The sequence below is a fragment of the Variovorax sp. HW608 genome, assembly GCF_900090195.1.
Lineage (GTDB): Bacteria > Pseudomonadota > Gammaproteobacteria > Burkholderiales > Burkholderiaceae_C > Variovorax.
On the sequence record NZ_LT607803.1, the window covers coordinates 5,067,288 to 5,087,158 of the forward strand.

At 62.8% G+C, this 19,871-nt stretch carries 28 protein-coding genes; 15 read left to right on the plus strand and 13 right to left on the minus strand.

Annotated elements, in window-relative coordinates:
• Positions 1–244 precede the first annotated feature (244 nt).
• From VAR608DRAFT_RS24005 to VAR608DRAFT_RS24020, 4 genes are read right to left on the minus strand one after another with little or no spacing between them, the layout of a single operon-like run.
• Positions 245–691, minus strand: coding sequence for a hypothetical protein (locus VAR608DRAFT_RS24005; protein ID WP_088956345.1), 447 nt, complete (start codon positions 689–691; stop codon positions 245–247).
• A gap of 4 nt (positions 692–695) precedes the next feature.
• Positions 696–896, minus strand: a complete 201-nt coding sequence (locus tag VAR608DRAFT_RS24010; RefSeq protein ID WP_088956346.1) for a hypothetical protein — start codon at positions 894–896, stop codon at positions 696–698.
• 6 nt (positions 897–902) lie between these two features.
• On the minus strand, positions 903–1,466 hold the full coding sequence (locus VAR608DRAFT_RS24015) for a hypothetical protein (protein WP_088956347.1): 564 nt from the start codon (positions 1,464–1,466) through the stop codon (positions 903–905).
• A gap of 12 nt (positions 1,467–1,478) precedes the next feature.
• Positions 1,479–1,772: a hypothetical protein gene (locus tag VAR608DRAFT_RS24020; protein WP_088956348.1), complete on the minus strand. Its 294-nt coding sequence runs from the start codon at positions 1,770–1,772 to the stop codon at positions 1,479–1,481.
• Between the two features lie 116 nt (positions 1,773–1,888).
• Between VAR608DRAFT_RS24020 and VAR608DRAFT_RS24025 the strand changes: the two genes are divergently transcribed.
• Positions 1,889–2,197 (plus strand): hypothetical protein, encoded by a 309-nt coding sequence (locus VAR608DRAFT_RS24025; RefSeq protein ID WP_088956349.1) that lies wholly within the window; start codon positions 1,889–1,891, stop codon positions 2,195–2,197.
• Between the two features lie 23 nt (positions 2,198–2,220).
• On the opposite strand, the gene VAR608DRAFT_RS24030 is transcribed toward VAR608DRAFT_RS24025, so the two are convergent.
• On the minus strand, positions 2,221–4,083 hold the full coding sequence (locus tag VAR608DRAFT_RS24030; RefSeq protein WP_088956350.1) for a terminase large subunit: 1,863 nt from the start codon (positions 4,081–4,083) through the stop codon (positions 2,221–2,223).
• A 12-nt stretch (positions 4,084–4,095) separates the two neighbouring features.
• A complete protein-coding gene (locus VAR608DRAFT_RS24035) occupies positions 4,096–4,317 on the minus strand; it encodes a hypothetical protein (protein ID WP_157731100.1) in 222 nt (73 codons plus the stop codon).
• A gap of 264 nt (positions 4,318–4,581) precedes the next feature.
• Here VAR608DRAFT_RS24035 and VAR608DRAFT_RS24040 point away from each other — a divergent pair, with 264 nt between their 5' ends.
• The 7 genes from VAR608DRAFT_RS24040 to VAR608DRAFT_RS24065 all read left to right on the plus strand — a co-directional run bounded on the left by VAR608DRAFT_RS24040 (position 4,582) and on the right by VAR608DRAFT_RS24065 (position 9,593).
• On the plus strand, positions 4,582–4,776 hold the full coding sequence (locus VAR608DRAFT_RS24040; RefSeq protein ID WP_088956352.1) for a hypothetical protein: 195 nt from the start codon (positions 4,582–4,584) through the stop codon (positions 4,774–4,776).
• Between the two features lie 26 nt (positions 4,777–4,802).
• On the plus strand, positions 4,803–5,018 hold the full coding sequence (locus VAR608DRAFT_RS24045) for a hypothetical protein (RefSeq protein WP_088956353.1): 216 nt from the start codon (positions 4,803–4,805) through the stop codon (positions 5,016–5,018).
• 73 nt (positions 5,019–5,091) lie between these two features.
• Complete coding sequence (locus VAR608DRAFT_RS24050; RefSeq protein WP_088956354.1) at positions 5,092–6,300, plus strand: hypothetical protein; 1,209 nt, start codon at positions 5,092–5,094, stop codon at positions 6,298–6,300.
• A gap of 62 nt (positions 6,301–6,362) precedes the next feature.
• Positions 6,363–7,184, plus strand: a complete 822-nt coding sequence (locus VAR608DRAFT_RS24055) for a radical SAM protein (protein ID WP_088956355.1) — start codon at positions 6,363–6,365, stop codon at positions 7,182–7,184.
• A gap of 225 nt (positions 7,185–7,409) precedes the next feature.
• The gene (locus VAR608DRAFT_RS37660; protein ID WP_197700407.1) at positions 7,410–7,721 is read left to right on the plus strand and encodes a hypothetical protein; all 312 of its coding nucleotides are present in this window, start codon (positions 7,410–7,412) and stop codon (positions 7,719–7,721) included.
• Entirely contained in the window at positions 7,718–8,257 is a 540-nt protein-coding gene (locus VAR608DRAFT_RS37665; RefSeq protein WP_197700408.1) for a hypothetical protein, read from the plus strand. Before VAR608DRAFT_RS37660 ends, VAR608DRAFT_RS37665 begins: the two co-directional genes overlap by 4 nt.
• Before the next feature lie 457 nt (positions 8,258–8,714).
• Positions 8,715–9,593 carry a hypothetical protein gene (locus VAR608DRAFT_RS24065; protein WP_157731101.1) on the plus strand — a complete coding sequence of 293 codons (879 nt, stop codon included), beginning with the start codon at positions 8,715–8,717 and terminating at the stop codon, positions 9,591–9,593.
• 161 nt (positions 9,594–9,754) lie between these two features.
• Here VAR608DRAFT_RS24065 and VAR608DRAFT_RS24070 read toward each other — a convergent pair whose 3' ends face one another.
• Entirely contained in the window at positions 9,755–10,471 is a 717-nt protein-coding gene (locus VAR608DRAFT_RS24070; RefSeq protein ID WP_088956357.1) for an SOS response-associated peptidase, read from the minus strand.
• Positions 10,472–10,736: 265 nt separating this feature from the next.
• On the opposite strand from VAR608DRAFT_RS24070, the gene VAR608DRAFT_RS24080 reads away from it, so the two are divergent.
• The 3 genes from VAR608DRAFT_RS24080 to VAR608DRAFT_RS24090 all read left to right on the plus strand — a co-directional run bounded on the left by VAR608DRAFT_RS24080 (position 10,737) and on the right by VAR608DRAFT_RS24090 (position 11,908).
• Positions 10,737–11,003, plus strand: coding sequence for a hypothetical protein (locus tag VAR608DRAFT_RS24080; RefSeq protein ID WP_157731102.1), 267 nt, complete (start codon positions 10,737–10,739; stop codon positions 11,001–11,003).
• 118 nt (positions 11,004–11,121) lie between these two features.
• Entirely contained in the window at positions 11,122–11,298 is a 177-nt protein-coding gene (locus tag VAR608DRAFT_RS24085) for a DUF3606 domain-containing protein (protein ID WP_088956360.1), read from the plus strand.
• Positions 11,299–11,608: 310 nt separating this feature from the next.
• A complete protein-coding gene (locus VAR608DRAFT_RS24090) occupies positions 11,609–11,908 on the plus strand; it encodes a hypothetical protein (protein WP_088956361.1) in 300 nt (99 codons plus the stop codon).
• 742 nt (positions 11,909–12,650) lie between these two features.
• Here VAR608DRAFT_RS24090 and VAR608DRAFT_RS24095 read toward each other — a convergent pair.
• The 6 genes from VAR608DRAFT_RS24095 to VAR608DRAFT_RS24120 form a co-directional block, all read right to left on the minus strand.
• Complete coding sequence (locus VAR608DRAFT_RS24095; protein WP_088956362.1) at positions 12,651–12,950, minus strand: hypothetical protein; 300 nt, start codon at positions 12,948–12,950, stop codon at positions 12,651–12,653.
• A gap of 222 nt (positions 12,951–13,172) precedes the next feature.
• Positions 13,173–13,664 (minus strand): phage terminase small subunit P27 family, encoded by a 492-nt coding sequence (locus VAR608DRAFT_RS24100; protein ID WP_157731103.1) that lies wholly within the window; start codon positions 13,662–13,664, stop codon positions 13,173–13,175.
• Between the two features lie 257 nt (positions 13,665–13,921).
• Positions 13,922–14,449, minus strand: coding sequence for an HNH endonuclease signature motif containing protein (locus VAR608DRAFT_RS38590; RefSeq protein WP_088956364.1), 528 nt, complete (start codon positions 14,447–14,449; stop codon positions 13,922–13,924).
• Between the two features lie 15 nt (positions 14,450–14,464).
• Complete coding sequence (locus VAR608DRAFT_RS24110; RefSeq protein ID WP_088956365.1) at positions 14,465–15,088, minus strand: hypothetical protein; 624 nt, start codon at positions 15,086–15,088, stop codon at positions 14,465–14,467.
• Between the two features lie 360 nt (positions 15,089–15,448).
• On the minus strand, positions 15,449–16,717 hold the full coding sequence (locus VAR608DRAFT_RS24115; protein WP_088956366.1) for an MT-A70 family methyltransferase: 1,269 nt from the start codon (positions 16,715–16,717) through the stop codon (positions 15,449–15,451).
• A gap of 6 nt (positions 16,718–16,723) precedes the next feature.
• Positions 16,724–17,098 carry a hypothetical protein gene (locus tag VAR608DRAFT_RS24120; RefSeq protein ID WP_172843782.1) on the minus strand — a complete coding sequence of 125 codons (375 nt, stop codon included), beginning with the start codon at positions 17,096–17,098 and terminating at the stop codon, positions 16,724–16,726.
• Positions 17,099–17,600: 502 nt separating this feature from the next.
• Here VAR608DRAFT_RS24120 and VAR608DRAFT_RS37220 point away from each other — a divergent pair.
• Genes VAR608DRAFT_RS37220 through VAR608DRAFT_RS24130 form a run of 4 tightly spaced genes read left to right on the plus strand, consistent with a single transcriptional unit; the run spans position 17,601 to position 19,870 of the window.
• Entirely contained in the window at positions 17,601–17,759 is a 159-nt protein-coding gene (locus tag VAR608DRAFT_RS37220; protein ID WP_157731104.1) for a hypothetical protein, read from the plus strand.
• Positions 17,756–17,896, plus strand: coding sequence for a hypothetical protein (locus VAR608DRAFT_RS37225; RefSeq protein WP_157731105.1), 141 nt, complete (start codon positions 17,756–17,758; stop codon positions 17,894–17,896). The genes VAR608DRAFT_RS37220 and VAR608DRAFT_RS37225 overlap by 4 nt, the downstream gene beginning before the upstream one ends.
• Positions 17,893–18,765 (plus strand): PD-(D/E)XK nuclease-like domain-containing protein, encoded by an 873-nt coding sequence (locus VAR608DRAFT_RS24125; RefSeq protein ID WP_231972942.1) that lies wholly within the window; start codon positions 17,893–17,895, stop codon positions 18,763–18,765. The genes VAR608DRAFT_RS37225 and VAR608DRAFT_RS24125 overlap by 4 nt, the downstream gene beginning before the upstream one ends.
• A 1-nt stretch (position 18,766) precedes the next feature.
• Positions 18,767–19,870: a recombinase RecT gene (locus VAR608DRAFT_RS24130; protein WP_088956368.1), complete on the plus strand. Its 1,104-nt coding sequence runs from the start codon at positions 18,767–18,769 to the stop codon at positions 19,868–19,870.
• The last annotated feature ends 1 nt before the right edge of the window (position 19,871 follow it).

Here is a 19,871-nt window from a genome sequence, read left to right on the forward strand (position 1 = left end):
TTGGGGAGACGCTGTTCAAAGCATCCAGCGTGCACGCGCCTGCGACCCTGTTATGGGCTCGCCGCGCCACCGGTGCATCGCCCACCGCGGGCCAGGCTCTCTACCCCACACAGGCCTCGGGGGCAACGCTTACCTCAACGATCGGACATGGACACCTGAACCACCGCAGATCGCCGCTACGCCGTGCCGCTGCTCTACTGGACTGGGTTCAGTCTGAGATCTGCCCCTGAAAATGCCCCGCGGGTCAGATCTTCTGCCACTCCTCGAAGCCCAAGTAGGGCGCAAATCGTTGCCGCATCTTGTCGACCTCCGTCATGAACCAGCTGTAATGCTCGGTCAGGTCGTTGTTGGCCTTGCTCACGGCTTCCGCTGTTCCGAAGCCTTTTGAGACGCGCGTGGCGGTGTCCTGGTAAATGCCCTTGCTTAGCGCCTCCCGGGCGAAGTCGCCGATCGAGTCGCCGAAGAGGAAATAGAACTGCGGGATGCTGTTCTGCAACGCGCGTGACTTCTCCTTGATGTCGGCATGATCGCCAACTCTCGCCGAAAGGTGGGCCCAAAGGATCTCGTAGAGCGCATAGCGCTTTTCGAAAAGATCGAGTCTGAGCTTGGCTCGGGCGACCTTCCACTGCTCGGCGGCGAGGAGGGCGGCGACGAGACCGACGAGTAGAGCAACGATCGCGGTGTCGGTCATGGGATCAAGGTGATTTCTCGGGCGTCCGCGGCGCCTCGGGGCCGAACAACGTGCCGTCCTGCTCGGCCTGGGCCAGCTGCGCCAAGCCGCCGGCATGCTCGATACCGGTGGTCAAGATCTCGGTGAAAGTCTTCGTCGGCTCGTAGGCCGGATCAAGCAGATCCGCGATCAGGTCCGCCGATTCGTTGTCGGTGGGCTGGTCCATGGTCTCCTACAAATCCAAGTTGGCAAACGTTCCCACCACTGTCTCTGTCCGAACACGAATGAACAGGTGCGCTTGCGATGGGTCCGCGCTCGGATCCAGCAGAACATCTGTCTTCACGTCGAGTTCAGTGATCAGGGTGTCCTCTTGCAATAGGCAAAAGAAGGGGTCTTCATCCGTAGCGGGCGAGTCTCCCTTCGGGATCTCGGATTCCACGCGCGGCATACGGAGTGCGTCGAACAGGGTTTTGAGACGGTTGTCGATGTCGCCGCCCCTGGAGATCAGGCTACCTGGCGGCTCAGGACGCAGAAAGAGCAACTCGAGCGTGGCGACCAGGTGGTATTTTGTCGTCACCACCGGCGCGAATCGAAACAGTCCTACTTTCTCAACGATGCTGGGTCGATGCGCGCTCTCCACCGCCGGGTCCGCAAGCATTGTGTCGACTCTGCTTTTGAGAGGGGGATAGGTGAAGAGATGCTTGAGCTGCGGGTGTAGTTGGCGGCGGATCACCTGCTTGTCCCTCGGGTTGCCGTTTGCAGGAAGGGGGCCGCGGTACGTGAGCGTGAATCGCATCGGAGTGGTGGGTCAGAGCTGTGCTGTTCCGTCAGCGGCAGGCCGCGATCCGGATCTCGCTGCGGAGGCCAGCTCATCGTAGCGTCGGATTGCTTCCTGCAGGCCAGAGGCGAAGTCTCGCATGCCCTGCAACCGAAGCTCCGGAACTGGCATCGCAAGCGATTGCGCCGTCAGAGATTCGACCAGGCCATTGAAGTGCCGGGCAAGTTCGGCGCGATCGGGATACGCGCCGATGAGTGCGAGGCAGAAGGCGTTGAGGGCAGCGACCTCGCCCGTCAGCTTCTCGATTCGTTCAGCTTCGTTCATGGCTCCCTAGCTCCTGGGGCAGAGTTTCGAGGTGCGCATTGTGGCGCACGCCGCGACGGGGGCCACGCGCCGCGGCCTGCAAATCCCGAGGCGTTGGTCTGGTACCCTGCCGCCAGATGACGCCGACCCCGCCCGAATACTGCCTCTTCTGGATCAATCACTGGTCCACCTGCATGCAGAAGGGCGAGTGGTCCGGCTGGGCCCAAGCCTTCGGCACATTCGTCGCGATGGGGGTCGCGATCGGGGCGGCCTATCTCCAGGCGCACTTCGCATCACTTCTTGAGGCACGTCGCGGCGCAGAGCGTGTGCGGGCGCTTGCGAGAACCCTGGACCACTGGCGCGAAACGTGCGAAGAGTTGTTCGCGATCCCGATAGCACTGAAGCCCGTGGAGGTAATCTTCGCTCTCGAAAGCGGCCTTCGTTAGCGAAGTCCTTCCTTCTACTTTTTTCAACTCGCAGCCGCCGGGGTGCGACGGCGGGCAGGTGGGATCATGGCGTCGATGTCGATGACTATGTTGGGCGCCCGAAGGGCTCCCACATCCATCGTAAGCGCGACCAGCCCGTCGATTCGGCCCGTGCTTTTGCGTTTGTTGAAGATGCGCGAGCCCTGATCGTCGATGTTGCACACGGCAGAGGCGGCGCACCAGGTCAGCACGGGGTTGCGCAGGACGTACAGGCGCCGTTGCAGGATCGCGCGCTCGATCTCGTTGATGCTCTGCGGCATCCACAGCACGGGGCGCTCCAGGCCCAAGGGGTCGGGCTTGGGCTGGATCTTCACCCAGCCCTGCGGGTGCTCGATCAGCTGCAGCTCGACGCCGGCCTGCTCGAGCGCCTTCTTCAGGTACGGCATGCGGTACCGGTCGAAGACCAGCGCGCGAACATAGATGCGCTCGGTGATCTGCTTGATTCGCTTGGCCAGGTGGTCGTAGTCCACCGTGGGACCCGGCGAAAGATTGAGGTACCCCTGCTTGGCCCAGAGCTGATAGGGCACCGCATCGCGGATCTCGCGCGCGGCCACGCCGTCCCCCGGCGCCCAGAATTCGACGGCCGCCTCGATCATCGGCGGCGGCTCCACCGGTCCCAGCTCGTCGGCGTCATCGGCCGTAGCTGACGGCTCGGTACCGGGCTCGAACGGCCGGCCCTGTGCGTCGGTCTGGTCGGTGGCGATCGCAAGCGCCGTAAGGTCGGTGGTAGTGGACAGGTCCACGGCCAGCATACACGAGCGCCCCTCGAAGCGTTCGAGCACATCGGCCGGCGGATCGAACTCGCAGACCCGCCAAGCATCGCCGCTGATCCACGGCGTGCTCGCGTCGGTCCACTGGCAGAAGTTCAGCCGCCGCACGAGGCTTTCCTTGGCCGGCATCGCGCGCGCGTCGTTGACCTGATCGCGGATGTACTCGCGGCGAATCGACACGCCCAGGTTTGGGTTCGCCTTGATCCAGCAGGATTCGTCCCCCATGGGCTCGTCGGCGTCATCGACCGCGCAGACATAGGAGAAAAATCGATCGTCCTCCAATGCGCGATCCGCGACGTGCACCGCATGCTGGTGGTAGCGCCAGCACACTGACTGGCGATCGACGCCCGCGTTGGTGATGAGCAGCATGAAGGGCTGGCGCCTGAACTTGAAGCCCGCGCGCAGCATTTCGATGACGATGTCGTCCTTGTGCTCGTGCACTTCGTCGACGAGCGCGCCATGCGGGCGCGGGCCGCTTTGCCCTTCGTCGGAGCTGATGGGCCGGAAGAACGAATCCTTGAAGATCATGTTCCACGGGCTCACTCCGCCGACGATGCGGACGTGGCGCGTGAGCGCGAGCGACTGCTGCACCATCGCGACCGCATCGCGGTACAGGATCATGGCCTGGTCCTTCTTGGAGGCGGCCGCGTAGATCTCGGCGCGCGCCTCATGGTCTCCCACCATCAGGTACAGGCCCACCCCTGCGGCCATCGGCGACTTGCCGCTGCCCTTGCCAGCCTCGACGAACGCCGTGCGAAAGCGCCGCCAGCCGTTCGCATCGACCCAGCCGAAGATCGATCCGATGATGAATGCCTGCCACGGCTGCAGCTCGAAGGGCAGGCCCTCGAACTCGCCCGCGTTCAGCTGCAGGATGTCGGCGAAGAAGTCGAACGCGTGCTGCGCCCGGGCGAGATTGAACGTATAGCCGCGCGCTGGCGCGTGTACGAGGTCATCGAGGTGGCGCGCGCACGCCGCGCGCACGTGCGGCCCTGCGACTGTGGCGCCCGATTCGACCGAGCGTGCGTACTCGGTGACGCGATCGATCTGGGGCGGGTCTCGCCCGCGCTTGCTTGGCATGAGGAGAACAGCTTAGGCCCCCCGGCGTGGCACGAGCCGGTACCGGGGGTGCTGGTCCGTGCGCAGCTGGAAGAGAAGCCAGCGCGACGCGGCCATGCGCCGGTTTCCCGATTCGTAGGCCGCCCAGGTCGGCTGATGGGCGACGTCTGAAAGGTCGCAGGCCTCCTGCATCGTGAGGCCGCAGGCCAAACGCCCCGCGCGGATCTCCTGGGGGCTGGGGATTGGTAAATCCATGTGTTCGATCATGCGGCTCAGTATATACGCATTGATTATTTACTCGAACGCACCCCAACGCACCCCCGCCCCACCTAATTACGCACCCCCTAGTTCGGCAAAAAAGAATTACAAAGTATTTGCGCACCCCCAACGCACCCAATACGCACCCCTGTCTAAAACCCCATGTAATCGACTATTCAAAGAATATAATTTCCACATCGGAAGACGAAAAGATTCCGATAAATAGGAAAGCGAAATTAGTCACTCTGAAAGGAAACCGAAATGGCCAAGCAAATGAACACCGTCCGCAAGGCTCCCCAATTCGTCCCCGCGATCCTGACGCTGGGCGCGATGAAGGCGCACGAAACCCGTGCCGCACTGGCGATCCTGAACGGCGAGACGACCCCCGATGCGCTCGCAAAGTATGTCGAGCTCGCCACGCAAGCCGCCGAATTCGCCCGCGCGGTGCATGGCTGATAGCAGGCGACCGAAAGGAAAGCGAAATGCTGACCCACGAAGTCGCCCAGCGCGCCGAGCACCTGCTGAGCCAATACACCTGCGCGCGGCAATCGCAAGCGAATTTGTGCGAGCGAGCAGAGCGCGCACGCAAGCCGGGCACCCGCGACGAATTGAACCGGGCCGCGGTCCTGCAATACGAGCGCGCTGTCGGATTCCGCGCGGCGCTGTTCGAACTGACCGGAATTACGGTTGGTTTCTGATCCTTGCCACCTTGCCCCCGCGCGTCGGGGGTAATAGGCAGCGATTCGACTGCGACAGAAAGGACTTTTGAAAATGGCGAAGAAACCCAGCGCAAAACCTGCGCTCAAGAATGCCGCGAGCCCGAAGGCCGCGGGCGTGAAGCCGGCAAGCTCGAAGCCCGCCAGCGTCAAGCCCGTGAGCGTGAAGCCGGCGACCAAGCCCACCGGCGTGAAGGCATCGCCCCCGGTGAGGCCCCTGCAGGACGTGGCCGGCCCCGCGGCCGTGCGCATGCCTGACGGCGGCGTAAAGATGGTCGACAAGGAAATGGCCGAGGCCGTCGCCGCCCGCGTCGCCGAGGTCGCCGCCGAGGCCGACAAGCCGGCCGCGAAAGTGGCGAACCTGCCCGCGACCACCAAGCAGCAGCCAGCCGACAAAAAGACGCCGGTCGAGAAGCTGGGCGACCGCGAGTCGGTGCAGATCGAGGCCAGCATCCTGGCCGCCGCGCTGCACTGCGCTGCAAAAAACGATGTGCGCTACTACCTGAACGGCGTGCACCTGTTCGAGCATCGCGAGGGCGTGCTTCGCATCGAGGCGGCCAATGGCCACGTGCTGTTCGTGCACGACTATCCGGTCGAGAAAGTGCCGGCGTGGGCGAAGGCCGGCGGCGTTGTCGTCAATCGCGAGAACCTCGGCCGCGCCGTGAGCGCGGCGGGCAAGAACGACGGCGTGGTGCTGGAGTTGTCGACGGGCATCGGCCACCCGCATATGACCGTGGGCACATGGCCCGACCAGTGGGCGACGTTCCGCCTCGAGATGTTCGACAACGTGAAGTTTCCGGACACCGAGAAGATCGCCGAGGGCGCGGCCGGCACGCTGTCGCACTCAGGCGAGCGCACCCCGCTAGACACGACCGCAATCGACGCCAACTATTTCAAGCTGGCGACGCTGGTCGCGCAGTCGCTCAACATCCCCGGCGTACAGGCGTACATGGGCGACGGCAAGAGCGCGGCGGTGTTCACGTTCGGCGTGCGGCGTGCGGCGCTGTACGTGATGCCGATTCGCGACGGCGGCGCGATGTCGGTTCAAGCGGCATCCGTGCTCGCGCCGGCCGTGCGGGGCAGCGTGGGTGCACTCAAGGCGCACCAGACGCGCAACGAACAGGCCGCGAAGGAAGCGAAGGACCCTGAAGAGGCGAAGGCGCTGCGCGAGAAAGCGGCCGGCTTCGCCAAGCGCATCAAGGAATTGATGGGCGCGGCCAACGAAGCAAAGGCGCTGCCCGCACCGGAGAAGAAGGCCGCTTGAGACCCCGACGCCCCGGCCGGCGAGCCGGGGCCATTGACTGACGACAAGAAAGGAAGCGACCCATGCAAAGACAGATCATCCCGATTCACGACGACGGCAGCGGTCAGGCGATCAGCTCGGCCAAGACGATCTACGCACCTGCGGGACAGGCTGGCGAGTACTCGCCGCTGGCGACGAACCCCTACAGGGGATGCGGCCACGGCTGCGCGTACTGCTATGTGCCAAAGGTGCTGCGCATGGACCGGGCCGAGTTCGATCAGGGCGCGACGTTGCGTCCCGGCTACCTCGACAGCCTGCGCCGCGAGGCGAAGCGCTATCAGGCCGCGGGCCTGCATGGGCAGGTGATGCTCAGCTTCACGACCGATCCCTACCACCCAGGCGACACGAGCGCCACGCGCGAGACGCTGCAGATCCTGGCCGAGCACGACCTCGGATTCTGCACGCTCACGAAGGGCGGCACGCGCGCGCTGCGCGACCTCTCGCTGTTCCGGCGCGATCGTGATGCGTTCGCGTCGACGCTCACCAGTTTGGACGATGCGTTCTCGTTGAAGTGGGAGAGGGGCGCTGCGCCGCCCGCCGATCGACTGGCCGCGCTCAAGCGCTTTCACGAGAAGGGGATCTTCACGTGGGTGAGCCTTGAGCCGACCTTGGATGTCGAGTCATCGCTGGCGATCGTGCGCGAGGCCCACGCGTACGTGGACCTCTGGAAGATCGGCCGCGCCAACTACCTGCCCATGACCGGGCGCACTGACTGGGAAAGCTACACGCATCGAATGATCGAGCTGTGCGAGCAGCTGGGCGTGGCGCACTACGTCAAGAAGGACCTGCAGAAGTATCTGCCGGATGGGTACGTGAACCTCATGCGCGTGCCCCAGCACCACTAGGCGGCGAACTGCCGCACCGCATGCGCATGTACAGTGCGCATGCGGGGCGATGTTGCCCCACGGTTCTGCGCGGGACGGTCTCACCACAGCTCCTGGGCCAACAGCGGTGGGTCGGCACCGAGGCACAAGCCGTCATTCAACGGATTTCCTAAGACCGATAAGTCTCGTCCGTTTGCGCCCTCGGTCGAAAATTGGGCGTCGGCTTTGCTGTATCAATTCATTCTTATGAACAAAATCAACACTAGGACCGAACTAATGGCGAGGGCCATCGAAGAACTAAAAAAATGTGATGCATACCCGAAAGTTGGAGTGGTGATAGCAAAAGATGGCGAAATCCTGGCCACCGGGTTTCGCGGAGAAGTCCAGAAGTTGCATGCCGAGCGTGTAGCCATCGGCAAGCTGCAGGCGAATCAGCTGGATGGCGCAATGATCGTTACGACGTTAGAACCGTGCGTGGAATTTCATGCAGAACAACCTGAGCGACCTTGCAACAACCTGAGCGACCTTGCGCCGAACTCATCACGCAACATGGCGTGAGGGAAGTCGTCATTGGCGTTCTAGATCCGAACGGAAAGGTATACAGCCAAGGGTACCGCACCCTCCTCAATGCCGGTATCCAAGTAAGCTTCTTCGATACACCTTTAAGGGCGCAGGTAGAGGAAAGCACATTCAAGGAAGGGGACGTTGGTCGAGGCTATGGGCCGGAGGGAACCCGTCGAGTCGGAGTCGTTGGTACGGCCGGGAGAAAATTTACGGTTCAACGATCCCGTACAGACCTGTCCAGCATTGATATTCGATGGCGATTGATTCAGTACTCATCAGGGATAGTCGATCTTCATGCAGATTACGACGGCAATGATGCAGTGCGCGAAGCGCTGGGTGCCCGCGACTTTAACGATATTTCTGATCCACTAATATTTCGCGAGACAGCTCATGCTGCCAGGATGCAGGTCGGGCAGATTGCAGTTGTTTATCCAAAGAATTCGACGTTTGCGATTCTCATCCAACTGAAGGAACTGACCGAATGTGACCTCACATTCAAGTGGCAAGTCCGAGAGGTGATCAGCAAGTGAGAGTGCACTCCCATGGCTGCAAGTGCCCACGCCGGCCACAAAGCAGACGGCGTCGAGCGCGACAGCGGCCCGCCCTGTCAGCGCTGCGATCACCTGCCGGATGACGGCCGTAGGCCAGAGCGCTGACCCGCAAGGCCGGCGGCCGGATCTAGGAGTCTGGGCGGCAGAAGGATTCAAAAATGACTGCTCGAAATTCGACCGCTCAGAACCGCGCAGGAGCGTTTTTTTTGAAGGCCCCAAGGGGTCAACGACCCCTGAAATCAAGACTCTTCGAGCCTCTGGTCTTCTGCCGCCCAGACTCCTAGGAGGTACGATCCCCGATCGCCGTGAGGATGTATGGGAGGCGGGTGATCTGCTTAGCGGTCGCCTCCCGGGCCAGGCAGAGGCTGAAGCTGCTACGCGAATGCAAAGCTGCGGGCAATGATGGGACGCTCCAAACGACTTTATAAGAATCAAGATGGCCGTTGAAAAAAAAGCATTGAAGCCGAAGAGGCTCACGCCCAAACCCGACGTACTGCGTGAGCTCTACCTGCTTTCAGGCAACAACTGCGCGATGCCTCAATGCAATCACGTGATCATTGATCATGCAGGTGTGGTGGTGGGACACGTTTGCCATATCGAGGCTGCGATGCCGGACGGCCCGCGCTTCAATCCGCATCAAACCAATGAGCAGCGACGTGCCTTCTCGAATCTCGTGCTCATGTGCGCCATGCACCACGCGCAAATCGACAGCATGCAGCACGAGGCCACGTATACGGTCCAGAAACTAAGGAAGATCAAGGCCGATCACGAAAAGAAGTTCAAAGGCCTCGCTCACTCGCTCGAACAAGCCTTCGAAAGTAGCTATGTTGATTTGACGGATAGCCTGGCGCCGACGAACCCTGAGTCATTCGCCCAGCTGGAGCAGGTGGTACCCCATTGCAAGGTCGATGAATCGGACCAGTCGGCCCGCCTCAAGCAGGTCAGGTCTTTTGTGAAAAAGCTCAGCAAGGTTCCGGCAGACGAGCGTGAATTTATGACGTCCGTGATCAAACGATGGATTAAGCTGGAGGCACACACCGCCTGCGTGCAAGTACATGTCGAGGACATTAAAGGCGCAATGGGCATTTCGCACAGGCGAATCAAGATGCTCGGGGAGGCGATGGAACGATATGAGGTAGGTTCTATTGGCCTCGCTGGTTCGTTCAGCAGTGACAAAGACGAATGGCACGTCATCGTCGACGACCCCTCTGATTTTGTAACCTGGGCGGATATAGCGCGACTCTGCAAAAAGACAGGTCGAGAAATTGACGACTTTTCTGTCCGGCTCGATTTTGGCCTCCTCGACGCCACGTAAGCAGTCCTTGCGTAGTACTCGGACTCGCGGTTAGCGCAGCCGCTTTTAGCGGCTGCACATCCTTTGACTAGAGTGCCGCGGACTGGCTCGCATGACCGCCTAGTGTGACCGCTTTCGAGCGCACCGGATGTCCGCTTAAGCGCAAACCGGCTCATAAACACTCAGACGAGTGTCGGCTGGACCAACTCAGTCGGGCCCGCATCGAAAGCATCCGCAGGCGCCAGCTTCAGGAGCTGCATCGCCTCTTCCACCGACCCAATCAGCCACTGATCGACGTCGCCCGGCTCGATCGGAATGACGGACCGCTTGTCCTGCCTTTCGAGCGACAACGGCTTCTTCGTCGCTGGGTCCAATTCGTTCTTGTGCATCTTGCCCATGATCGGATGTTCATCGGCATTCACGGTGAGCATCGTGTACGACTCGTGAATCTCCCCTGTCGCTTTGTCGACCCAGGTGTTCCACAGGCCCGCCAGGCCCCACGGCTGCCCGTCGGCACGCCGGAAGCTCCACCACTGGCATTTCTTGAACTGCTCTTCGTATGGGCCCCAGTAGGGTTCGTCAAAGCTCGATGCCGGGATGATGCAGCGCTGACCGCGCTTCCACGGATCTTTGAACGTGGGCTTTGACGCCAGCTCCTCAGAGCGCGCGTTGTTGGTCGAAAAAGTGAGCTTCGGCGTCTTCGCGAACCATGGAATCAGGCCCCACTGCCCGACAACAAGCTCGCGCTCATAGCCGGTGGCATGCCGCGCGCGGCGAATGAAAGGCCCGGGCGAACGCGGAAAGACCGCCTTTACCCAACGCGGGGGGCCGTCCTCACGGCCGACATGCCAGTAGCGCTCAATTTCCCACACGTCTGGGGTTTCATATCGATTGCACATCAGCGCATTCTGCTGGAGTCGTGCTCACCGGCCACCGGAGCAAGCCACTCGCGTGCTGCGCGTGCCGGCGGCATCGATCGCAACCGCTCGTCTCGCCACAGATCCGCGGCCACCTCGTCAAGTTGGTCGGGGTCGATGGTGCGCCACTGACGCTGCAGTTGGTGGGCGCAAACAGCAATCCAGTCGTCTCGGTCCATCGGGTTAGGATAGTCGAATACTGGATGTTTATCCAGTACCATTCAGGGCTTACCGGTCGCCTAGCCCCATGCAAGTCAAAGTCTCTCTCATGCGTAATGCCGGCCGCTGGCGCGCCTGGAACGAGAAGCCAAGGGAGTTCACCGGCGAGCTCATGACATCGCGGGTGACGAAGGACGATGCCGTAATGGCAGCCATTAGCATCCTGCATGGCCCGGAGCTCTACGACCCGAAGATCAAGGCCGTCGGAGGAAATGAGTTCACCATCGTGGGCCTCGAGAAGGTCGATTTCTGCTGGTGCCTGCAGGAGTGGAAGTGCGAGATCTTGAAGCTTTAGAGGAGGTGTGCGTCGGTAAGGCTCATCCGTCACCCTGACGCGCAAAAGGCCTGCGTGGCTTCCTTGGAACGGCGGGAAAACTATCTCTAGGGCCCAGCTCGCCCCTATGGAGACAGACATGCCAGACGACCCAAAGAAGACCGGCCATGACCGGAAACTGATTTCCCTTGAAGAGCCGCACGAGGTCCGCAGCTGGACCGAGGCTCTCCGCGTGACCGAGCAGCGACTGCGTGAGGCAGTCAAGGCAGTCGGCAACTCAGCGGAGAAGGTGCGAGAGTATCTTCGGAAGAAATGAACCGCGCCGCGCCAAGCGGGCCGCGCGTCGTTTCCAGCAAACTCGCATCGCTAGCCAGCCTCCCAAGGAAACCAGCTAAGCTTACGACCGCGATCAGTAATTGCGCCTGAGCTTGACCAGTCGCTGCGCGCACCAGTGAAACATAGGGCTTGTTGCCGGCCATCCGCTCGTATAGATCCGATAAGGCGCCTACCAACTCGACCGTCCGTAACGCGCTGGCGATCTTCAAGTAAGGATTGATGTCCGCAACTGTTGCAACACACGAGCAAGTGGTGGCAAAGTTGCGTTCCCTAACATTGGAGGGCAGGTCATGGAGCTAAATGGCAACACGATATTTGTCATGCAGGGCGCGGATCGAATCGATTTCATCCTGGCTACCCCGGACGACACTAACCTGGCTGGGCGGGCGCAGGCACCCGGCGGCGGCGGCGGAAATTTCACCGGTACGCGGAACGGAGGCGTTTTCAGCATCAGTGTTAGGTGGGACGCGGGGCCGACTGGCAAGTACCAATGGACCGTCAACAGCCACAACGTGATCCAGGGAACAGTGACGGACCCTGGCGACAACTCGAGCGCGAGCCTGACCGGGACAGCCGACTACTTGAGCTGACAAGAAAAATGAAGGCCCGCTGAGCGCGGGCTTTTCCTTTTGAGCACTCTCTCGCGCCCCCTACCATCTCCATCCAACAGGGCTTTGCTGAGAAGGTATTGCAGAAGGTCTGCGTGGCGCTTGCGCAGCTCCAATTCCTCGTTGTCGCGGGCTTCTTGGGCCTCCCACCTCTGTCGGTCAAAATCACCCGACCGCTTCGCGAAAAACTTGTTCGTTCGAGCCTGCACGGTCGACTGGCATTGTCTCCTCCGGCAACTTTTGGCCAAGGCATCTTTGCGGCGTAGTTACCTCGTCGCATCCTTAAAAGAGGGGATGCGGCGGAGAGAGCCCCGGCGCTTTGGTGGTCCGGACATGGAGAAGCGACCTGGTTTCGATAGCTGGGCGCGAGAAGGCGGCTTGAGGATCGGCTTCGGATGCCAAGAGCAGGTGCCTTCGAGTCGCGGGCTGCCGATGCGTTCCACAGGGCCGAGATGCCCAAGGCTCGGGAATTCCCATACTGTGTACTGCCGCAGCAGGTCTTCGTCGACCAGCCGCCTGAGCACGTCGTCCGAGTGTCCGAGGGGCGCGGCAGCAGCGCTGAAGCGCTGAAAGCTCCTGTTGGTGGTCGGTCGTTCCGAGGGCACCGAAGCCGAGGGCTAGCTAGGGGGACATGCTCGCGCTTGCGGCACGCGGAATAGATTACCAACGGTACGCGATTGCCCTCGCAATAAAGAAGGCGCCTCCGAAGCCACGGTGAGTACGCTCACCTCTTGCGTTTCTTCATCTCGGCCAGAACCGCCTCGAGATGCTCCGCGGTGAAGACACCATCGAGCCTCACAGTCTTCTTCGAGAATTCGACTGTGTTGGCCTCGCCGTAGGGGTCGAAGGTCACCGGTGCCAAGGGCTCCAAGGCATCTTCGATCACGTCGGCATCAGGGCTTGCCGTCTGGTTGCGCACGGTGCTGTCCGCCGAGGCGTAGGTCTTTGCGGATGTCTTGGCCAGTAGCAGGCCCCGAGTGAAGAAGCGAAACGTGGCACCCACCGGGAGATCGCGGAACTTCATGGGGGCGAGAATACTTCCTACTTCGCTACGCCCCTGACCTTTTCGAAGAAGGCCGCCAAGTCCAAGCATGCCGAGCAGCTGTTGTCAAAGGTTGTCGTTACGCTGGGCGTGCGCGGCATCGGATGCCCTCAAGCGCAAGGCCCGAGCCCGCTATACTGGCGACTCCTTTCTGTAGTCATTACTGCATTTACAACCCGGCCCTAGTGCCGGGTTTTTTTCTTTTCAGGCGCGACCCTGCGCGAGAAAATTCATGAGCTCGTCGCCGTCGCCTTCGCCGTTGGCGAGGATGCTGGCAAGGCGAGCGCGCGAGGCGGGCGAAAAGCCCAGCTCGGAGCTGAGTGCGCGAAGCTGCTCGGTCATGCGCCGGTACTCGCGCATGAGCGGATTGAGCACCAGCTGGTTGTGGTTGTTGTCGCGCACGAGCACATGCCCGCCGCTGCGGTTGAACAGCTGCAGCGTCTGCGCCCGCAGAACCGCAGTCACCACGAAGCCGGCAAAGACCTCGCGGTCGGCGCTCGTGAGCAGACCCACTGGTGCCAGCTTGGCAATCGCCACCCATGCCGCGCGCTGCGCGTCCGTGAAGTCCTCGGGCGGATCGCCGAGCGCGTCCAGCACCTGCGCCTCATGCTTCGCACGGCGGCGCGCAGCCGTGCTCAGCTTGCCGCCCGAATCCACCAGCGCCAGCGCGGTCGCCTTCGGCGCTGGCCCGCTCACCGCCGCCCCCGCCGCAGGCAGATCCGGCCCGCCAAACCGTCGCCCACGCCGTCAAACCGTGCCGGCCCACACGACCCTACGCCAGTGCCGCCCAAAGGCTCCCACGACCCGCCACCGCCGCCCACCGTTGCCCGTCCGCTTACGATCCCCCGGCCATTGCCCGCCATACAACCCTCCATTTCCAGCCTCAAACCGGAGGCTCACCAAGGCCCCAATCCGGCCCTACACGCCGTTTTTCCGAGCCAGCCCACACTACCCTACGCTGAGCGGCAAAAAGCGCTCAAAAATTTTCCGCGCTGTGCCGCACTGTGCCCCGGCAGGCCCCACGCGCGCGCCGCCCTCAAAACTCGCCCAACCCTTCGAGGTGCACACGACGAAGCAAGCTCCGGTCGAGCGGTCGCGCCCGAGCTCGCGCAGTTCCCCCCCGAGGAGGTGGCCCCGGCCCCCGTCGCGCGCGCACGGCGCGCAAAGCGTGTGCGGTTCCAAGAGTGAGCCGGTGATGTCGGCCAGCCGTTCGCATCCGCGCCGCGCAGCTGCGCGTCGGCCGCGCGTGCCTTGTCGCTCGCGTGCCTGCGGTTGTCGCAGGCGGGGCACAGCGTGCGCAGGTTCGACAGCACCATGGCCAGGTCCGGCCGGGCCTTTCGGGACTGGATGTGGTCGACGCGTGACATGCCGCGTGCGGCAACGCTCGCACCGCACAGCACGCAGCGCCAGCGGTCGCGGCGCAGTGCCTTGAGGCGCAGCGCCTTCCATGCAGCGGACTGGTAGAACGGATCGCCGGGCATGGTGGGGCAGGGGGGTTACGTGAGGGGGGTGCTTTCGATGCGCGCGGCGTAGTGCGTCATGTTGTTGCCATGGCCGCAGTAGTAGCCATCGAACCACGCGACGCGCTGCCCGCTTGCCTGCGCGTGCTCGGTGAGCAGCAGGTGCACCACCGGCAGGTACCGGTGATAGAAGTCTGACGCTGCGCCGAGCCGTGCGGCCAGGTCCTGCAGGACCTCGATGCGCCATGCCTGCTTCAGGCCCAGCGTGTGCCGCAGCCCGCAGTTGGCGACGAGCCACCAGACCGCAGGTCGCGCTCGGTGCGCATCGAACAGCGGCGCGAAGTACGTGAGCGTCGATCCGTAGGGATCGAGGTCGACGATGTCGAAGGCGCGCGATGCGAACAGGCCCGCCTGCAGGGCCGCGAGCGAATCGCCTTCGTAGACCGCCCAGCTCGAGCGTTGGCGTGCCAGGTGTTCGACCTTGACGCTGTCGCGCTCGATGACGGCGCCGCGCTCGGCCCGGTACCAGGTGCGCTCGAAGATCCGGCCGAACCCGCCGTGCGTTTCGAGGACATCCACGCGGGTGCCCGACTGCGCGAGCACGTGGTTGCGCAGTCGCGTCTTCTGCACGAACGTGGAGTTGTCGAGTTGGGTGGTCATGCGGGGGATTCCGCCGCCGGATCAGCGTCGGTCTCATTCCGATATCCGCGCGCAGCGGCTTGCACACCCATCCTGCGACATTGCGCACGTCGTTGGAAACGTGCTCGAGCAGGATGTTGTCGTAGACCCGGCCGTGTCTGTTGGCGAACCTCGCTTTCTCGTCGATGAGAATCTGCTTGCTGTTGGCGCACGTGAGGCTGCGGTCGATGCCCGCACGCTGGTGCTCGCCGTCTTGCCGGTGGTCACAGCATGCGATGAGATCGGGGTAGGCCTTGCGGTAGATCTCGAGCCAGATCGGCAGGTCGGACACGCTATGGCTGCGGGCAAGCGATTCGCTGAAAACGTGATGCCCGCTCCAGGTCATGCGCGTCCCCTCTCAGCCTGATTGCCCCATGCACCCCAGCCGGTGCGAGGGCTGCGGCTGAACATTTCGAGCTTGGGCAACTCGGGGTACATGGCCTCGATGAACTCGTAGACCTCCACCGGCTTCACGCTATGCTCGCCGCGCTCGAACGCGAACACCGAGGATGGTCGGTTTTCTGGCAGCGGCGTTGGCGGCTCACCTCTGGTGGCGACGAGCAGCAACTCGTGTTGCTGGCGAAAGTAGTAGCCCATGCCGAGCTTGCGCTTGTCCCACACGGCGCACGTCCGGTAGGTGAACCCCCACGCGGGCAACACCTCCATCGCATCGGCGAGCTTCGGGGAGGTCGCCCACATGTACAGGACGCAGTCGTCGAACGCGATCTCCTGCACCGGAAGCGACATGATGTCCTGCAGGTCCAGTGTCGGGTACTGGTTCTCGATGGCGCGGCTTTCCGTCTCGACGTAGTCGTAGCGCCAAGGCGGATCGCAGTAGATGACGGGGTATCGCTCGGCCAGCTGCAGCAACGGCGCATCGCCGCGACTGATCTGCGCGATCTTTTCCATGCGCTGCGTGCGACGCCGCCGTGCTCGCGCAGCTCGCACCTCTTTCGCCGCGGTGAGCCATGCACCGCGCCCCTGCACCATGACTTCGACCTGCTTGTCCTGCGACAGCGTCGCTATGTCGGCGGCTGCATTGATCGACACCTCACCCGCACGCACCGCGCTCAGTAGATTGCTGCTCGGCTGCTCGGCCAGGATCGTCTCTACCTTGCCGATGGTGTCGTGCGAAACGCCGGCGCGTGCAGCAAGCTCACGGTCCGTCTTACCCTGACCAGAATTCTGGTCAGGGTCTGCCCTGACTCCAGCAAGCATCCGCGACCGTGCCCGCGCTTCGATGATGGGCTTGGCAACGAGGGCCAGCTCGGCACGCTGGAAGTCGGTGAGGTTTCGCCGGCCTGCTTGGTTGGCGATGATCCACAGCTTGGCGCTGTCGCGGTCGGCGAGTTCGAGATACTCGATGCGGTACTCGATTCCAAGGCGCTCGCAGATCTCGCGGCGGTTGTGGCCGTCCAGCAAGACAGGATCTGCATCGCGACGCCACGCCACCAGTGCATCGCGACAACCTTCTTGCACGAGGTTGCGTTCCAGCTGTTCGCGTTCCTCGCTCCGTAGCGGCGGAATGATCGCGCGAAACTCATCGTCTACAACAAGCAGCATGTCGGCGCTCGCGCTACCGTTGATCGACGGCTGGCGGGTGGCGGCCATGACGCATCAGGCCGCCGCGAGGGCAGTCGGTCGCGATTTGTTGAAGTGCTCGAGCGCGCGCTCGCCGATCACCTTGAGGCTGTCGGCCGATGCGACCAGCGCATCCTCCAGCGCCTTGTGGGCCTCGCGACTTTCGTGGAACTCGGACAGCGTGAGGCCCATGGCCTCGGCCGCACGCATGCGCACGAGCGCCGCGATCACGCGATCGCGCGTGACGGGATTGAGCGGATCAGGCCAATTTCGAATAGCCGCATCGACCACGCCCACGCAATTCGCGGTGCTGCGCACTGTGCCGCCCAAGATCTCAATGGCCCGTTGCTTTCGCATAACGAGCCGCAAGTTAGAACAGTTGTCCAGGGGATGCAACGCGCCGAATTGCAATCAGAAAATTCGTGTCCACTCAAGTCCACTCAAGTCCACAAGAGTCACATGCAAAAAGGGCAAAGCCCCTGCTTGCTACTCGGGATGCGTCAGCGCATTCGGTGCGCTTCGTTCGACTTCATCGAGCCGGTTTTCTCCCGGTCCAACCTATGCACGGCTGAACATACGTTGCCGACCCAATGTGAAGTTTTCACACTTTTCAGGCGCATAGGTCGAAGGTTTTCAACTTCGATGTGTGCGCGCCCACTCGTGAACTCAAGTAGTAACGAAGGGTGATTCAGCCTTCTTTGACAACTGACCAGATAAATGTCCGAAGGAGTCCACTCAAGTCCACTCAAGTCCACACGTTTGGCCGAACAAATATTTGCGAAACCAGCGTTTTGACGTTTCGTCTCTTTACCCCAGGTCCCGTGGTCGCTGATTAGAACAATGCTTTCGTGACTGGAAAGTGATGACCTGTACACGACCTTACCGAAAGCGAGACATCGACATGGAGACCCCATTGCAGCAGCAACGCAAGGTGTGTAGCGACATCGGCTCGGAGCTGATCGCTGCACTGTTGCGCACGACCTGGGCGTCTTGGCAGGTGCAAGCACACGAGCGAGAGGAGAGGATTGACGAGCTGGTGCGGCCGCTCGCCAACGGCAGGGCAATCGAATGATCGCGCCCGTCCAGGTCGAGCACCACCGGGCGCGGCGTAGGGCTCGCGCGCTCTCCTGGTCCGTCGCGTTCATCCTCGGCGTGCTCGTCGGCTTCATCGGTGCCTTCGTCGCTGCCTTTCTCTGGATCCCGACATGAGCGCCGCCGTCATGCGCGAGCCGGCGCGCACCGGCCTTGTCTGCGATCTGCCCATCGAGCAGTACCACGCTGACACGGGCTCGATCAGCAAGAGCGGTCTGGACGACATGGCGCGCAGTCCCGCGCACTACTACGCCCGGCACTTGGACCCGAAGCGGCCCGCGCCGCGCGAGAAGGCGGGGCAGCTGGAAGGAACGCTCGCGCACTGCGCGACGCTCGAACCCGATCAGTTCGCGCGCCGCTATCGCGTCGGTGCCAACGTCAATCGCAACACGAAGGTCTGGAAGGCGTTCGCCGAGAAGGCGCAGGCCGATGGCCTGGAGCCGATCCAGCTGTACCAGTACGAAGCGGCGAGGCTGCAGGCCGAGAGCGTTCGATCGTTGCCCGAGGTCAAGGAAGCCCTGGCCGAGGGCCATGCCGAGGTCTCCGCGTACTGGCGCGACGAAGCCACGCAGGTGCTATGCCGCTGCCGGCCCGACTGGACGAGCCCGACCGGCATGTCGGGCTGCATCCTGGTGGATGTGAAGACCTATGCCGATGCATCGGCCAGCCAGTTCGTGCGCCAGATCGCGCGCAAGTCCTATGCGGCGCAGGCCGCGTACTACTCGGACGGCTTCGCGGCTGCCTCGGGACTGACCGTGCATGGCTTTGTGTTCGTGGCCGTGGAGAGCGAGTGGCCGCATGCGGCGGCTTGCTACATGCTGGACGACGAATCTCTCGAAGCGGGCCGCCGCTGGTACCAGCGGCACCTGGCCACCTATGCCGAGTGCCTTCGCATCGGCGAGTGGCCGGGCTATTCCGCGCGCATCGAGCTGCTCTCTCTGCCGCGTTGGGCCACCGTGGAAACCACCACCATCGACGAGGATTGACATGCCCTCCACCACCATCAACGAACTGCGCCGCGGCGACAAGCCCGAGGCACCGCCGAACAGCTACGAGGGCCTCAAGCGCCAGCTCGAAGGCAGCAAGCACGAATTCCTGCCGCTCCTGGGGAGCCAGGCGAACGTGGATGCCTTCGTGCGCGTGGTGCTCAACGCGGTGCTGGCCAATCCAGCCCTGACCACGTGCAACAGGCGCTCGCTGATTGCCGCGTGCATGAAGTCCGCGATGGATGGCCTGATGCCCGACGCGCGGGAAGCGGTTCTGAACGTCTACAACACGAAGGTGAAGGACCCGCAGACCGGCAGAGAGAACTGGGTGCCGATGGCGCAGTACCTGCCGATGGTCGGAGGCATGATCAAGGGCCTGTACGAAAGCGGGCTCGTGAGCATGGTCGATGCGGCCGCGGTGTTCGAGAAGGACCGCTTTCTCTTTCGGCGCGGCGACGCTCCGGTGCTTGAGCACGAGCCGACCTCGGAGGACGATCCGGGCCGCGTGAAGGCCGCCTACGTGGTGGTTCGCATGACCAGCGGCGAACTCAAGCGCGAGGTCATGTTCCGGCGCGACATCGAGGCCGTGCGCGCCGTGAGCAAGTCCGGCACCGGCGAGGCTTCGCCCTGGGTCAAGTGGTACGACCAGCAGGCGATCAAGAGCGTGATCAAGCGAGCGGCCAAGCAGCTGCCGCGCATGGACCGGCTCGACCGCCTCATTGCGCATGACAACGAGGCGATCGGAATTGCGGGGCAGACCGGACTGGGCGACATCGTGGCGCCTGCTGCACCGGGCGTCGAATCGCTCGCGTTCGATCCGAGCCCGACCGTGGCCGACCTCACGGGCGCCGAGGTCGTGAAGGAGAAGGAACCGGTCGCGGCGCGGACCTCGCGGCCGCGGCCGAAGCAGTCAACGTCGCCCGCAGCCGAAGGGCCAGCGCCGCCACCGCCGCCCATGGGCGTCACCTATGCGCAGCTCGAAGAAGCGATGAACGCTGCGCCCGATCGGGATGTGGCCGACCAGGTGCTCGATCGCGGGCGGGAACTGCCCGACGTTGAGCGCGAGGATCTCGCGCGCCTGTACGAAACCCGCTTCTCTGACTGAC